The sequence below is a fragment of the Ferrovibrio terrae genome, assembly GCF_007197755.1.
Classification (GTDB): Bacteria; Pseudomonadota; Alphaproteobacteria; order Ferrovibrionales; family Ferrovibrionaceae; genus Ferrovibrio; species Ferrovibrio terrae.
This window is the reverse complement of record NZ_CP041636.1, coordinates 1,522,067-1,537,042: the sequence shown is the minus strand read 5'-3', so window position 1 is coordinate 1,537,042 and position 14,976 is coordinate 1,522,067. Positions and strand designations below refer to the sequence as shown.

Genomic DNA, 14,976 nt, shown 5'->3' with positions numbered 1-14,976 from the left:
GCGGATCGATCCCGCAACGGTTTGATCATGCTGGCCATGGCGGCCCTGTCGCTTGGCCTGCTGGTCTATATCGGATGGAGCGAAGCCAGGCGAACATACACGCGCTTTCAGGTCGACAAGATGGTCACCCAGGGCGAGCTCGTCCTGACCGCCATGGACACCTACCTGCGCGCCGGGCTTCCGGTGGGACAGTTTCCGGGCTTCCGCCAGATTGCAGACTCGATCCGTGAGTCGGATCCCGCCATCGCCGCGATCGCCGTCCACGACCTGAATGGCCGCGCGATCTTTCTGGTGGGCAATACGGCGACGCCGTACCTCTCCGGTCATAGGGGCACACACCGCTTCCAGGTGTACGAAAATGAGTCCTGGCTGCAGGTTGCATTGCCGCTGAGCAACCGCTTCGAAACCATCGGCGAGTTACGGATCACCATGCCGCGCGAAGCCGTGACGGGAGTCGTCAATGCAACCCTGCCCCAACTCGTGACCGTGGCGGCCAGCCTCGCACTCCTGTTTGGCCTGTTCGCTTTCCGGGTTGCCGGGCGAACAAGCAGCAGCGCCACCCTGTGGATTGGCGCAGGTTACGTGCTGACCTTTGTCATCACCACGGTGGTTGTGGTGATCGGCCTGCTGACCCTTTACGAGGACGGCGCGCAGGCCAAAGCCCAGGCGCTGGCCAAATCACTGGCCCAAAGAGTCGAACCGGTGCTGACTTACGGTCTGGCGATCGAGGATTTCGAGGGGCTGGACAGGATGCTGCTGCGCTACCGCCAGCTCAATCCAGATATCAAGGCCGTGTCCATGATCCTGAACGGCACGGTCGTGGTCAGCAGCGACCCGACCACAACCGGACAAACATGGCGCAGCGATGAGGAAGCCTACGAATATGTCGTGCCCCTCATGCACGATGCCAGTGCAAGTGAGATTCGTGTAATCGTCGCGCTGCCGGTTGCCATCGTTTCGAACGCCGTGCTGCGCGGCGTCAGGAACTTTGGTGCGCTGTTTGTCGGCTCGGTGCTGGTCGCCACACTTCTGCTCGGCGTGGCACAGGCATTGGGATCGCGCAGCAATCATGCCGACGCGCGCCAACTGGCGCTGATCCGGCCGATCTTCTTCATTTCGGTTTTCTGCGAATACCTGCCGGCAAGCTTTTGGCCGCAGCTGTTGCAGACGGCGGCCGCGGAGTACAGCCTGGGCCGGAATGCGGCCTCGCTCGCGTTTGCCACCTATTTTGCGGTTTTCCTGCTGTCTCTGCTGCCGACCAGCGCCTGGGTCAGCCGGCACGGTCCCCGCAATGCCATTGTCTGCGGTGCCCTGCTGGTCGGCCTGGCCAGCCTGCTGCCCGCAATGTCTCCGGATTTTCCGACCATGCTGATGGCACGCGCCATCGCCGGGCTGGGCCAGGGCATCCTGTTTATTTCCGTGCAGGCCGCCGTTCTGGCCAGCGTTCCGGCGAATGAACGTACCCGCGGCGCAGCCGTCATCGTCTTCGGCTTCAATGCCGGCATGATTGCGGGCGCCGCCATCGGCTCGCTGCTCGTCAATGACCTTTCAGCAAACGGCGTCTTCGCGGTCGGCGCCATCACCGCGGGGCTTCTGGCTGTCTATGCCGCCTGGTCGGCGGCAGTGGTGTCGGCCCGTTCCACCGCAGGCGCCGGTTTTCGCCAGATGCTGCGGGATGTCCCGCGTGCCTTTGCCAGCCTGGGATTCCTGCGCGCACTGCTGCTGATCGGCGCGCCCTCGAAGGCCTTGCTCACCGGTGCGATCGGCTTCGCCACGCCGCTGCTGCTGAGCGGGCTCGGCTGGGCTGCCGAGGATATTGGGCAGGTCATCATGCTGTATGCCGGTGGTGTGCTGCTCGCGAGCGGGCCGGTTGCCCGTTTTGTCGACCGCACCGGCCGCAGCGGCGCGACGCTGGTGGCCGGCGGTCTGGTCTCCGCCATCAGCCTGTTCGCACTCGGCAGCATCGGACTCTGGCTTCTGCCACCACTTCTCGAGGCTGGCGTCATCGTCGGCGGGGTCTTCCTGCTCGGCCTGGCGCATGGCTGTATCAACGCGCCGATCATCACCTATGTCGGTACCACCGGGGCGGCTGAGCAGCTGGGCGTGAATGGCGCGACAGCGCTCTACCGCATGGTGGAGCGGGTCGGACATGCCATGGGGCCGATCCTTGCCGGACAATTGCTGCTGGTGACATCAAACAGTCCGGTGGCGTGGTTGTGGATGGGTGGCGTCATGCTCGCCTGCACCCTGCTGTTCGCACTTCCCACCCGTACGCATCAAGCTGGTGCAGGAAAATGACCCGCCTCACTTCCCTCATTCGCCTGCTGGCAATAGGCACGCTACTGGTGCTGGCCATGCCCGCCGTGGCAACCGCATCCGATGATGCATTGCATAGTGTCGAGTCGTGGTTCTCGATCGACGAAAAATCGCTCGATCACTGGCTGCCGTCCAGACCAGATGCCGCAGACGATCAGCGCATCTTGCTGCGGCGCAAGGTCGGGGCGGCAGGGCCTGTGCAGCGCGTGATGGTGATCTACCCGCGCAAATCCACGGCCTATGACGTCGCAATGTCGACCATGCTGCACGACTTTTCCAACCGGCCGCTCAATACAGAAATCCTGGCAGTCAACTTCGCGGTGAACCCGCAGCGCGGTGCCTCTCTGATCGCGCAAGCGCGTCGCGACGGCTATGCCCTGATCTATGCGATGGGATCGGAGACAGTGGAATGGCTGTATCAGGACCATCGCGACATTGGAATTCCCGTGGTGACAATCTGCGCGAAGGACCCTGTACAGCTCGGGCAGATGCCGGATTACGAACACGGCAGCGGGAACAACTTTGCCTTCACTTCGCTGAATGTGCTGCTCGATGTGCAGATCGGCTATCTGCGCGAGCTAAAGCCGAAACTGCGGAATGTTGCGATCCTGGTTGATGACAAGAATACGAGTGCAGTCACGACGCAGGCCCGCCCGATTGCCGAAGCCCTGCAGCGGCAGGGTATCCAGGTCTCCGAAGTGGCGGTGACAGAACCGGCGCAGGCGAAAGACCAGCTGGCGGCGCTGGTCCCGGCGGCGGTTGAACAGATGCGCCGCACCGATCCCGGCCTTGACCAGAGCGTGTTCTGGGTCACGGGCGCGACCAGCGTCTTCGCCGAAATCGCCACGATCAACGCGCATAGCGGCGCGGTGCCGGTCCTTGCCGTGGTACCGGAAGTGGTGCAGGCCGGTCGCGACAGCGCAGTGCTGTCGATCGGTGTCAGCTTCGAATCAAATGCTCAGCTGGCGGCGCTGTATGGCGCCGACATCCTCGCGGGAAAAAGCCGCCCGGCCACTATGAAAGTCGGCGTCGTCTCGCCGCCGGATATCGCCATCAACTTCCTGCGTGCCCGTGAGATCGGCCTGAAAATCCCGTTCTCGTTCTTTGAAGCCGCGACGTTCATCTTCGATGCCAGCGGCAGGCCGGTGCGGATTCGCGGTCAGACGGTATCTGAACGGCCAGGCGGCTGAGGGCGGACGGCACGCTTATCCAACGTCGCCACCAGTGCCCTGCTCTGGACGCGAGACGGCAAGAACAGGATGCTTCGGCTCGGCGGCAATCCGCTGCTCGGCCCGGGCCAGGAAGACTTCCGACGGTGCATCGGTGCCGCGCATCTGGATCACCAGACGGAACTGCTGCGCCGCCTCATGCCAGCGGCCTTCCGCATAGAGATCCAGGCCTTTCTCGAACAGCGCGATCCACTCGAAGCCGGCCGGCACATTGCCGTTCTCCTCGCGCATGGCGAGCAGCTCGTAGACCGCGATAGCCGTCTCACGGCCCCTGACCTTCACCGCATCCAGTCGCCGGGTGACAATATCGTACCGCGCCAGCTCCCAGGTGTTGTGACTGATCAGGATGGTGCTGCCGAATTCCTTGTTCATGCCCTCCAGTCGGGAAGCCAGATTCACCGGGTCGCCGATCACGGTGTAGTTCAGGCGCTCGGCGCTGCCGATATTGCCGACCACCATGCGACCGGTGGTAAGGCCGATCCGAAGTTTCAGTTCAGGCAGGCCGCGACGCGCCCAGTCGACGCGCAACGCCGCCATCCCTGCGGCGCAATCCAGTGCCGCGCGGCAGACCAGCGTCGGGTGATCCTCGTCGTAATTCGGCGCCCCCCAGAAGGCCATCACGGCGTCGCCGATGAATTTGTCGATGGTACCGCGCTGTCCCTCGATGGCTTTGCTCATGGCACCGAAATACTCGCCGAGCAGCGGCACAATCCGGTGCCCGAGACGCTCGGATGTCGCCGTGAACCCCTCGAGATCCATAAACATGACCGACATGTTGCGACGTTCGCCACCCAGCTCGGCCACGACACCCTGATCAACCAGGGTCTTCACCAGATCGGCGGACAGATAGCGCCGGAATGATCCAAGGCCGCGGCTCATCTGCTCGATCGAGGCCGACAGGGCGTCGATTTCGATCAGCGGACTCGAGACACGCTGCACCTGATCCAGATCGAAACGCGCGATCTTTTGCGTCTCGTTGATCAGACGCTGCAACGGCCCGATGAACAGGTGGCGCGAAACGACGATGGACATGAGGCTGACCAGCAGAACTGCGCCAAGCACTGCCAGGATCACGCGATAGTAGTTTTCCTCGATCGGACCCATGAAAGCCGATTCAGGAATGATGGTACCGATCACCCAGCCGCTGCGTTCGGATGGTGCCAGGGTCAGGAAGTAACGTGCGCCGGACGCGTCGTGTGTCACCAGCTGTTTCGTGGCACCGAGTGATTCCAGACTCAACCCGGCCTGCTGAATGCCGGCATGGGCCATCTGCAGCATCGGGTGATAGCTGTTGGCCAGCGGCTTCAGTTCCGGCAGGCTTGATACCAGCGACGGCTGCGTGACTTCGCGTGCATCCGGGAAGGCCACCAGGTTGCCGGCCTGATTGATGATGAAGGCTGAACCGGAACGAAGCGATGTCAGGTTCGCCAGATAATGCGAGATGCGGTCGAGCTCGATGGCAACCGAGATCACCCCCAGCAGATCTCCGCCGCGATTCTGCAGCGTGACTGCGGTATTCAGGCCGGGCTTGCGGCTGACGTCGAACACATAAATGTCCGTCCAGATATGCTGGCCGGGCTTGGCCGCCGCCAGGCGATACCAGGAGCGGGTCGGCGCGTAATAGTCGGACGCCCGGTATTTCGTGTTCGTATAGGTGATCTGCTCGCCGTCGTTGACGTAAGAGTCCTCGACGCGCTCAGCTTCCTGGCGCTCCGGCGACCAGCGGCTCTCGGCAATGCGCAGGCTGACCTCATCAATCCGTTGCGCGCCATAGAAGTCGCCATTCGGCTTTCCGAAGCTGACCCAGGAGAAATGCTTGTTCGCCTTGAGCAGGGAGAAGAACAGCCGGTCGCGGCTGCGCTTGTCCTCCAGTTCGACCGCGCCGTCATACAGCGCATCGTGCAGGGCTGCCTGAGCGGCAGTGGCGGATTCGAAAATGCTGGAGACTTCCCGGTTCACGCCGGAGACGATCTCGGTATTCAGCTGCTGCGCCATCACCGCGACGTTGTCGCGGCTGACGAACAGCCAAGGCAGATGCACCGCGGCGGCCGTCAGGAAAACCGTCAGCAGGGAGATGACGATAAGGCTGATTTTCAGCGAGACCCGCACGCGCCCGCGCATATTCGCCGTATCAGACCCGACCTGGGCTGCCACGCTCCGCCCGTCATCCATAGAGTCCATTCGCTCTTCCCGCCCGCAGATGACCAATTTGGCCAGATTGATCAGCAGATTACCGCAGGAGTATTGATTTAGCGTGAAAAGCTCTCTGGGCGGACAGCTTCGTCACGACCAACACCAATCCGGATTGCCCGGAATGATGCTCGACTTTGAAATAAGTCATTGATTTATAGCATATAATACCGGGGACAACGACTACGACGTCAACGTGAAGGCAGAACTCGAGATCGAGTTACTGCATCAGAAAATTGACCTCATGCGTGAGCAGGAAATTCTGGACTGTCGTAACAACTGAACAGATTTGCAAAGCAAGCCGGTGATCAACCCCAGAGAGGCACCAGGCTTCAAACTTGTGGATTATCGAATGAACTGGTCCAGATAAGCGCCCCCAAGACCGCAGGATTCATAATGCTTGCGACACATCTCGATCTTGCTGAAGACATCCTCGTAAGCCGTCACCTTGCCCCAGGGATCGACGTAGATCATCGAGCCGGTGATGTGGAACAGGGTAATCATCTCCGGGCAGTCTTCCGGCACCACCAGCGTGTGGGTTTCACCCGGCGGCTCGAAAACATACGATCCGGTCGTCGCCACCCAGTCATGCTCCAGGTAATGCCATTTGCCACGCAGCACATGGCCATGCACCGGGGCCGGATGGCGATGGCGGCTGAGTACACCGGAGCGACGCACGCGCAGCAGGTTCACCCAGTAACCCTGGCTCGCATGCAGGCAGAGTGGCCGGAACCACACATTCTCGGCCTGCGGCACCCAGACGCGTTCATCCTCCGGGATGGGTGAGGAAATCACAATCTCGGCGGCCGCTTCGGGCGGAAACGGCAGCTGGTAGGGCATACGGCTGGTATCGGTCATCTGGTCACTCCTTACATTGCGGCATAGCCGCCATCGACCGGCAGAATCGCGCCCGTGATGAAATCAGCCTTATCAGACGCCAGGAAAAGCACGGCCTTCGCCACATCGGCCGGAGTGCCCCAGCGTGCCATCGGCGTACGGTCGAGTATGACCTGACTGCGGGCCGCGTCGTCCTGCAGCGCCTGGGTCAGCGGTGTGGCAATCCAGCCCGGCGCCACAGCATTGACCCGAATGCCTTCCTTGGCCCAGGCCACGGCCAGCGACTTGGTCAACTGCATCACGCCGCCCTTGCTCGCCGAATAGGCCGGCACTGCCGGACCGCCGAAGAAGCTGAGCATGGAGGCCATGTTCACGATGGCACCGCGCCGTGCCGCCAGCTGCGGCTTGCACGCCATGCACAGACGCATCGTGCCGGACAGGTTGACATCCAGCACCTTGAGAAAGGTCGCCATTTCGTATTCCGCCATGCGACGGATCATCCCCGCGCAATTGACCAGAACATCCAGGTCGCCCAAGGATCCGGCCAAATCATCCACGGCCTGCTGGTCGGAGACATCGAGTGCCTTCAAGGTTATGCCCCGAAAGGCTCCATCCTTTGCGGCTGTGTCCAGTTCCGGCCCGGCAAGGCCGACGGCAATCACGCTGTCACCGTGGTCGCGGAAAGCCTGCGCGATACCCGCCCCAATTCCACTCGTACCACCCGATACCAAGACCTTACGCGTCATTCCCATTGTGCTCCCATAAGCAGATCTCGCTCGCCGCTTTAGTCTGCAGTTCAGCCACGGATGCTTCCGAGTACCAGGCGGTATGGTCGGCGAGGACAGCGTTGCGCAACAAACTCGGCCGCGACGAACATCATATGAAGAAATCGATGGGAGAGCATAAGGAAATTGCCCGCCTGCTGCGCAAGAACGAGGTCGACGCGGCGATAGATATGGTGCTGAAGCATATTGTCCGCAAGGAAGGTTCATACTGGCAGACCCTTGAGCAGGACCTGTCGGCATCTGACCCGCGGACAGCGCGTTAGCTCGCCTTGGAATAACCGCCTGCTCGGCTTCCTGCGAGCGGTCCACAGGTACACTCGCGCCAACTCAGATCAGGAATGCGAGCATTCTCAGATCGGCCTGGAAGAGGAGTTCCCGGAATGCAGGCCGAACTGCCCAAAGCAGACCCGCCTCTACGAGCGCGAAATGCAGTCGCGCCAGACAATATCCGGCCACTGTAAGCAGGGGTCCGCTTCAAAGGCCATCGCAGGGGTCAGGTGCGGCGGAAACGGTGTTCGAGAACGGCCGTTTCGCCATAGGCGGCGGCTTCAGGAATCAGGAAGACCCGGCCTTCCGGGCTGTCTGACGGTTCGGGGATCACGGTTATGATGGGTCGGTTCTGCGCTGCCGCAAGCGCCGTCGCCACCGACTCAAAGCGGGCCAGCCAGCGCAGGTTCATATAGGTCGCGAACATCAGATTCAGTTCGGCCGCCTCGGCCGCGGCGACCACCGCGCCCGGCTGCAGCCAGGCTGCCGAAACCACCTCACGCAAATCCGCGGCCGCCACCTGGTTCAGCGGTGCCGGCGCAAGGAAGAAATGCGTGTCGAAACGTTTGGGCAGATGCGGGGGGGTGATCCAGTGCGCGAAGGGCACCAACGACTGCATTGCCAGCCTGCACCCGGCCTGCAGAAGCCGGGCGAAATCCTGACCCTGTCCGCTGTCGGCCGGCATCGTTTCTGCCACCAGCAGACCGCATTCCTCGTAGGCTTCACGGATCGCAGCCACGCGCAGTGCCGCATCCGGTGCATCCGTACCGGCGAACCCGGCATCCGTGGCATCCACGGTGCCGCCGGGAAACACGAACTTACCGGCGGCGTAGCTGGCCGAGCCGGTACGTTCCACCATCATGACTTCGAGGCCCCGGGCACCGTCGCGCAGCAGGATCAGCGAAGCGGCCAGTCGCGGTGTGACAATCACTGCGGTCATCGAAAATCTCCCGGTTCAGACAACGGCGGTGGGCGAGCGGAAGGCGCGCTGCAGCAGGAAAGGCGCCGCGGCGAGAGCAATGCCCGCTGCCGCCAGCAGCAGCGCCGGACGGTAGCTGTCGCTGGCGTCGTGAAGATAACCGGAGATCCACGCGCCGATGCCAGCGCCGACATTACTGCAGGCGAAGATCACGCCATAGATTGCTGCCGCCGACGGGCCAGGGAACAGCCGGTTCGACATCGTTGCCACAACCGGTCCACGTGCGCCTTGTGCGATGCCGAAAATTCCGACGAAGCAGACCAGCAGCAGTTCGGAATTGCGAAAGCTTAGGCCCAGCAGGCAGAAGATTCCGGTGAAGGTGCAGGCAAAGCTCAGCAGCGCAATCGGGCGCAGGCCGTAGCGATGCGACAGCCAGCCGGTGGATATCACTCCGAAGACCGAAAGCATGCCGGCAAGGCCGAAAGCGGTGGCAGCCTTTAGCGGCGCATAGCCGCTGTCGACGAGGAAAGGCACGACCTGAACGATCACCATATACATGCTGAAACCGGTGAACGCGAAGGAGACGGCGAGGCCGATGAATTCCGGCCGCCGCAGGGCTCGGCGCAGAGTGATGCCGGCTTCGCCTGCGGCGCTGTCGCCCGATGCACCTTGCGCTCTTCCGGTGCCATGCAGGCGATGCCATGGCAATATCAGTGTCAGCAGCAGCAGAACCGCGAGACTCCAGCCCATCGTCGTATAGGTGCCGCGCCAACCCTGCCATTCGATCGACCATTGTGCCAGCGGCACCATCAGCAGTGAACCCGAGCCAAGCCCGGCATAGGCCGCGCCCATGGCAACCGACATGCGATGGCGATACCAGTGGCCAATCAGCGCCGATGCCGGAACGATGCCGATCGCCGAGATACCCATGCTGGCTAGCACGCCGACATATATATAGAGTTCCGCAATGACATGCGCCTGCGCAGCCAGCAGCATGGCGCAGCCAATCAGCAGCACGCCGAGCGCATAATTGAGCCGCGCGCCGAAGCGGCGCAGCATCAGACCCGCCAGCGGCGCGCTCAGACCGGTGCTGAGCATGTAAGTGGAATAAACACCCGCCGTCTGCTGGCGAGAAACACCAAATTCCTGCTCGACCGGCAGCAAGAACACCATCCAGCTGTCGGCCACGCCGCGGGAAACGAAGATGAAGCCGAAGGCGATGGTCAGGGCAAGCAGGGCGAGGCGACTGTTGTCCTGCCCTGCTGCACCTGATCCAGATTCACTCACGATACGCCTATTGCAGCACGGTTGACGGCAGCCACGTTACCAGGGCGGGGAACATCGCCAGGATCAAGATGACAAACATATGTGCAATCACATGCGGCGTCACCCCGATGAAGATATCCTTCACCGGAATCTTGGAATAGGCCGAGACCACGAAAACGTTGAGCCCGACAGGTGGCGTCACCAGGCCGACCTCTGCGGTGATGATGATGATGATGCCGAACCAGATGGGGTCGAAGCCCAGCGCGGTCACCACCGGAAGCACAACCGGCACGGTCAGGAACAGGATGGCGATCTGGTCCATGATGCAGCCCAGCGCGAGGTAGATCAGGATGATCAGCAGGAATATCACCCAGCGCGACACATCCAATCCACCGACATAGCTGACCAGGCCCTGGGTGAAGCCCGTCAGGGTGAAGTAATACCCGAAGATCTGCGCACAGATGATGATCAGGATGATCATGCAGGTGGTACGCGAGGCACTGAACAGGGCCTGCCACAGCGTCGCCCAGGTCAGCCGGCGGCGGATCATCGCGATCACCATGGCGCCGAAGGCGCCCAGGCTCGCCGCTTCGGTCGGCGTGGCAATGCCCAGGTAGATGCAACCGGTGACCAGCATGATCAGCGCCAGCATCGGCCCGACGACGCGCAGAGACGCGAGTTTTTCGCGCATCGTATAGCTCGAGCCAGCCGGTGCATGCGAGGGATTGATCGCGGCCAGCACCAGCACGGTCAGGATGATCACCAGTGTGACCAGAAGGCCAGGAATGATGCCCGCGATCAGCAGCTTGCTGATGCTGACCTGTGCGATCAGGCCGTACAGCACGATGGCAATCGAGGGCGGGATCAGCATCGCCAGGGTGCCGGAGATCGCCACCACGCCCGAGGCGAGACGCGGATCGTATTTGTAGCGGATCATTGCCGGAATGCTGGTCCCTGAGAGAGTAGCGGCGGATGCCGTGGAGGAGCCCGAGATCGCCCCGAAACCGGCACCGGCCAGCGCGGTGGAAATCGCCAGGCCGGCCGGCGTGCGACCGAGCCAGACCTTGGCGCTGTCGAACAGTTCATCGGCGATGCGGCTCACGATGATGAATTCCGCCATCAACATGAACATCGGAACGGTAATCAGTTCATACGACGATGTGCCGGAAATCGGCGTGGTGTTCAGAACACCGAGCACCATGGCGAGGCCACCCTTGAGGTAGAGCCCGACAACACCCGCGACGCCCAGTGCAAACGCCACCGGCATGCCGAAGAGCAGTAGCAGCAGCAGCATGATCAGTCCGGCCGCGACAATCATTCCACATGCTCCACATGCAGGTGGTTGCCACCTTCTTGTTCATAAACGCGGCCGGCAGCGAGTGCGGCGATGCGGCGAATGGTGTTCAGCGTGACACGGATCATCAGCAGGGCAACGCCCAGCGCCGCCATCAGATAGGGTGGCCAGGTTGGCCATGGGATGGCGCCGTCGACCACGTCGCCGGCGAGCATCCCGTCCACGCCGCTCTCAATCATCTGCTTCAGGATCAGCGCGAAGAAGACCAGCGCGGTGCAGTAGCAGAGTATTTCGGCGACGGCGAACAGGCGATTGCCGCGCAGGCTCTCGAACAGGTCGACCTTGATGTGGCCGCCACGCCGGAAAGTGTCGGCCAGCGCGAGGAAGAAAACCAACGTGACGAGATACATTCCGATCAGATCGTAGGACCAGCTCAGCGGTGCAGAGAACAGATAGCGCATCACTACATCGACCACGATCACCAGCATGATCGCCATCAACCCAAGACCGGTCAGGTACAGGAATGCTTTTTCAACACCCGCCGTCAATCTGTCCAGCATCTGCATGCACCCCTCCGCTTCCCCGATTGCACCGGTGTTGAATTCACCGGCCGCGCCATTGTGGCTTGCGTTTTTCCTTGAATGCGCGCGGACCTTCCTGCGCATCTTCACTGCGGTAGACCCGTTCGAACAAATGATAACCTGCACGCAGGGCGGCGGAACGGCCCATCTCAGTCGAAAGATAGACGAGTTCCCGCGCGGCGCGCACGGTCAGCGGCGCATTGGCGGCGATCTTCTCCGCCATCGCCATGGCGGCCGGCATCAGATCCGCAGCCGGCACCACGCGGTTGACGAAGCCGATTTCATAGCCACGCCGGGCATCGATCGGATCACCGGTCAGCAGCAATTCCATCATCAGCCGCTGCGGAATGATATGGCCGAGTGGCGCCGCCCAGGGCATGCCCCGGCCGACCTTGCCCTCGGTGATCGCGAAAGTGGCATGCTCGGCAGCGATGCACAGATCACACATCTGCGTCAGCAGCCAGCCGCCGGCATAGGCAACACCGTTCACCGCGGCAATCACCGGCTTGGTCACCTGAACGGTATCACCGATGATCGGCAGGAAATCGCGCGGCGGCACGCCGAGCATGGTATCGGCCGCCTCCTTCAGGTCCATGCCGGCACAGAAGGCCTTTTCACCAGTGCCGGTCAGAATGGCGACATGCGCGGATTCGTCTGCCTCGAAACATTCGAAGGCATCGCGCAGGCCACGGCGAACGCCCGAACTGATCGCGTTGCGCTGCTCCGGCCGGTTGATGGTGATGACCGCGACGGCACCGCGGCGGTCAAACAGGATATCTTCGCTCATGCTCCGGCCTTCCCCTGCCAGCGCCGGATGGCGCCACGGTTTTCCAGTCCTTCCAACTCGGCATCATCCATGCCGAGTTCGTGCAGCACTTCGGCCGTATGTTCGCCCAGCATCGGCCCGCCGCGCTCGAAATGGCCCGGCGTCTGCGAGAAGCGGACCGGATAGTCCGGCAGACGCAGCGTCCCGTCATGCGGATCGTCGATGGACTTGAAGAAACCGACATCGGCCAGGTGCGGATCGGTGTAGAGATCCTGGGTAGTATTGAGGCGGGCGACCGGAATTTCGGCACGTTCCAGCAGAGCGATCCACTCCACCGAGGTCCGGCCGGCCAGGATTTCCGCCACCATGGTGCAGAAAGCCGCCATGTTCTGGCTCCGCGCCGCCTGGCTGCGGAAGCGTGGATCGGCCGCCAGATCCGGCCGGTCGATCAGTTCGGCAAACCGCGTCCACTGTTTGTCATTATAGACCAGCACTGAGAGATAACCGTCGCGTGTCTTGTAGGGCCGGCGATAGGGCGTGACAGTGCGTTCGTAGACCGGCCGTCCCATCGGCGGGTCGTAGGCCGCGCCGGCAATATGCTCGACCAGCAGGAACGAGGTCATCACCTCGAACATCGGAATCTCGATTTCCTGGCCTCCGCCACCACGTTGGCGATGCAGCAGCGCAGCTATGATCGCATAGGCCGCACTCAGCGCGCAGACCTTGTCGCCAACCACTGTGGTGACGTATTGCGGCTCGGGATTGATCTCGGCCTGCAACATGGCAAGACCGCTGATGGCCTGGATCGTGTCGTCGTAGGCCGGTTTGCCGGAGTAGCGGCCATCCTTGCCGTAGCCGTACAGGCTGGCATAGACCACATCCGGATTGACCGCGGACACCGCCGCATAATCCAGCTTCAGTTTTTCAATCGCCGGCTTGCGCATGGAGTGCAGCACGACATCGGATTTCTGGGCCAGGCGCAGGCAGACCGCCAGGCCCTCCGGCTTGCGCAAATCGAGTACGATACCGCGCTTGCCGCGATTGAGGTTGGCGAACATGCCGGAACGGCCCGGTGTCCGGGTGGGGCCGACATAGCGGGAGGTATCGCCATCCGGGCTTTCGACCTTGATCACGTCGGCGCCGAGATCGGCCATGATCTGGGTGCAGTACGGCCCCATCAGCACCGAGGTAAGATCGAGAATCCGGATGCCGGCGAGCGGACCGGTCTTGCGCGCCGCGGTCTTACTGGTGGTCATGCAACTTCCTTCGCCGCGGCATGTGCGGCGCGTTCCAGGTTTTCACGCTGCGCCGGATGCGCAATCGCGATCATGGCTTTCATGCGCTGACTCAGCGGTTTGCCGCGCAGGTCGGCGGCACCGTATTCGGTCACGATCACGTCGGCATCGCTGCGCGCCGTGGTGACCGGGCCGGAGAGCGACATGACGATGCGGCTGACCGCGCCGTTTTGCGCCGTGCTGGGCAGAGCAATCATAGAACGGCCGCCGACTGACGCCGTGGCGGCGCGCACATAATCGACCTGTCCGCCAACGGCGCCCAGATACTGACCATTGATGCTTTCCGCATTGACCTGCCCGGTCAGATCGACCTCGATGGCGGAGTTGAGCGAGATGAACCGTGACAGCCGCGACAGCATGGCAATGTTGTGCGTATGCGAAAGCGGATGCATCCGCACGCCTTTGTTGCGATGGCAGAAATCATACAGGCGGCGGGTGCCGATCAGCGCGCCGGTCACCATCACGCCGGGGTCGATTTCCTTATAGGCATTGGTGACAGCGCCGCACTCCACCAGATCGGCGGCGCTGTCTCCCAGCATGCCGGAATGGATGCTGAGATCGCGGTGATTGCGCAGATTGGCCATCACCGCCTCGGGCACCGCGCCGATGCCAACCTGCAATGTGGCCCGTTCGGGGATATAGCCTTGAGCAAAACCGGCGATGGCTCGGTCGAGATCGGTGATCGCCGCCGGCGCCAGTTCGACCAGTGCGCGGTCGGTATGGATAACGTAGTCGATATCGGCAGCCGTGAGCGGTTCGGCACAGGGCACCTGCGGCACCCGGGCATTCACCTCCGCCACTACCACGCGGGCACGACGGACGGCTGCGCGAATATAGTCGCTGATCAGGCCGAGGCTGTAATGGCCATTTTCATCGGCGGGCGCCACCTGAACGAAGGCGATATCGCAGGGGATCACGCCGTCGGTGACGTAACCTTCCATCTTGGACACATGGCAGGGCAGTACATCGAGCACGCCGGCCTTGGTCAGGCGACGATGCGTGCCGGCAGCTCCGATGCCGACAAAGCGGAGGTGATCGGCATATTCCGGTTTCAGCGTGCTGGAAAAGCCAGATCCCAGAAAGACGTTCACGCCGCCAAGTCCGGCGCGCTGCGCCATCAGCGCTTCGGTCAGAGTCTGCGGTTCACCACAGGCCTGGCCCCACAGGATGGTGTCGCCGGCACGGACAATGCCTTTGAGGTCGAGCCCGTCGGCCTGCAATTCCTGCATGG

Annotated in this window: 13 protein-coding genes; 3 read left to right on the top strand and 10 right to left on the bottom strand. The window is 62.3% G+C overall.

Going from position 1 to position 14,976, the window contains the following annotated elements:
• The first annotated feature begins 27 nt into the window (after window positions 1-27).
• Both FNB15_RS07505 and FNB15_RS07500 read left to right on the top strand, forming a co-directional pair.
• Window positions 28-2,298 (top strand): MFS transporter, encoded by a 2,271-nt coding sequence (locus FNB15_RS07505; RefSeq protein WP_144068110.1) that lies wholly within the window; start codon window positions 28-30, stop codon window positions 2,296-2,298.
• The gene (locus FNB15_RS07500; protein WP_144068109.1) at window positions 2,295-3,506 is read left to right on the top strand and encodes an ABC transporter substrate binding protein; all 1,212 of its coding nucleotides are present in this window, start codon (window positions 2,295-2,297) and stop codon (window positions 3,504-3,506) included. Before FNB15_RS07505 ends, FNB15_RS07500 begins: the two co-directional genes overlap by 4 nt.
• Before the next feature lie 15 nt (window positions 3,507-3,521).
• On the opposite strand, the gene FNB15_RS07495 is transcribed toward FNB15_RS07500, so the two are convergent.
• From FNB15_RS07495 to FNB15_RS07480, 3 genes are all read right to left on the bottom strand, one after another.
• Window positions 3,522-5,726, bottom strand: a complete 2,205-nt coding sequence (locus FNB15_RS07495) for an adenylate/guanylate cyclase domain-containing protein (RefSeq protein ID WP_144068108.1) — start codon at window positions 5,724-5,726, stop codon at window positions 3,522-3,524.
• Between the two features lie 354 nt (window positions 5,727-6,080).
• A complete protein-coding gene (locus FNB15_RS07485) occupies window positions 6,081-6,593 on the bottom strand; it encodes a 2,4'-dihydroxyacetophenone dioxygenase family protein (RefSeq protein ID WP_144068107.1) in 513 nt (170 codons plus the stop codon).
• 11 nt (window positions 6,594-6,604) lie between these two features.
• On the bottom strand, window positions 6,605-7,318 hold the full coding sequence (locus FNB15_RS07480; RefSeq protein WP_144068106.1) for an SDR family NAD(P)-dependent oxidoreductase: 714 nt from the start codon (window positions 7,316-7,318) through the stop codon (window positions 6,605-6,607).
• 101 nt (window positions 7,319-7,419) lie between these two features.
• Between FNB15_RS07480 and FNB15_RS07475 the strand changes: the two genes are divergently transcribed.
• Window positions 7,420-7,620, top strand: coding sequence for a hypothetical protein (locus FNB15_RS07475; protein WP_144068105.1), 201 nt, complete (start codon window positions 7,420-7,422; stop codon window positions 7,618-7,620).
• 230 nt (window positions 7,621-7,850) lie between these two features.
• Here the strand turns inward: FNB15_RS07475 and FNB15_RS07470 are convergent, their stop codons facing one another.
• From FNB15_RS07470 to FNB15_RS07440, 7 genes are read right to left on the bottom strand one after another with little or no spacing between them, the layout of a single operon-like run.
• On the bottom strand, window positions 7,851-8,564 hold the full coding sequence (locus tag FNB15_RS07470; RefSeq protein WP_144068104.1) for an NUDIX hydrolase: 714 nt from the start codon (window positions 8,562-8,564) through the stop codon (window positions 7,851-7,853).
• Between the two features lie 15 nt (window positions 8,565-8,579).
• Window positions 8,580-9,830 carry an MFS transporter gene (locus FNB15_RS07465; protein ID WP_144068103.1) on the bottom strand — a complete coding sequence of 417 codons (1,251 nt, stop codon included), beginning with the start codon at window positions 9,828-9,830 and terminating at the stop codon, window positions 8,580-8,582.
• Window positions 9,831-9,837: 7 nt separating this feature from the next.
• Complete coding sequence (locus FNB15_RS07460; protein WP_144068102.1) at window positions 9,838-11,127, bottom strand: TRAP transporter large permease; 1,290 nt, start codon at window positions 11,125-11,127, stop codon at window positions 9,838-9,840.
• Window positions 11,124-11,669 (bottom strand): TRAP transporter small permease, encoded by a 546-nt coding sequence (locus tag FNB15_RS07455; protein ID WP_185973757.1) that lies wholly within the window; start codon window positions 11,667-11,669, stop codon window positions 11,124-11,126. The genes FNB15_RS07460 and FNB15_RS07455 overlap by 4 nt, the downstream gene beginning before the upstream one ends.
• Before the next feature lie 37 nt (window positions 11,670-11,706).
• The gene (locus FNB15_RS07450; protein WP_144068100.1) at window positions 11,707-12,471 is read right to left on the bottom strand and encodes an enoyl-CoA hydratase/isomerase family protein; all 765 of its coding nucleotides are present in this window, start codon (window positions 12,469-12,471) and stop codon (window positions 11,707-11,709) included.
• Entirely contained in the window at window positions 12,468-13,706 is a 1,239-nt protein-coding gene (locus FNB15_RS07445; protein ID WP_144068099.1) for a CaiB/BaiF CoA transferase family protein, read from the bottom strand. Before FNB15_RS07445 ends, FNB15_RS07450 begins: the two co-directional genes overlap by 4 nt.
• Entirely contained in the window at window positions 13,703-14,974 is a 1,272-nt protein-coding gene (locus FNB15_RS07440; protein ID WP_144068098.1) for an acetyl-CoA hydrolase/transferase family protein, read from the bottom strand. The genes FNB15_RS07445 and FNB15_RS07440 overlap by 4 nt, the downstream gene beginning before the upstream one ends.
• Window positions 14,975-14,976 lie beyond the last annotated feature (2 nt).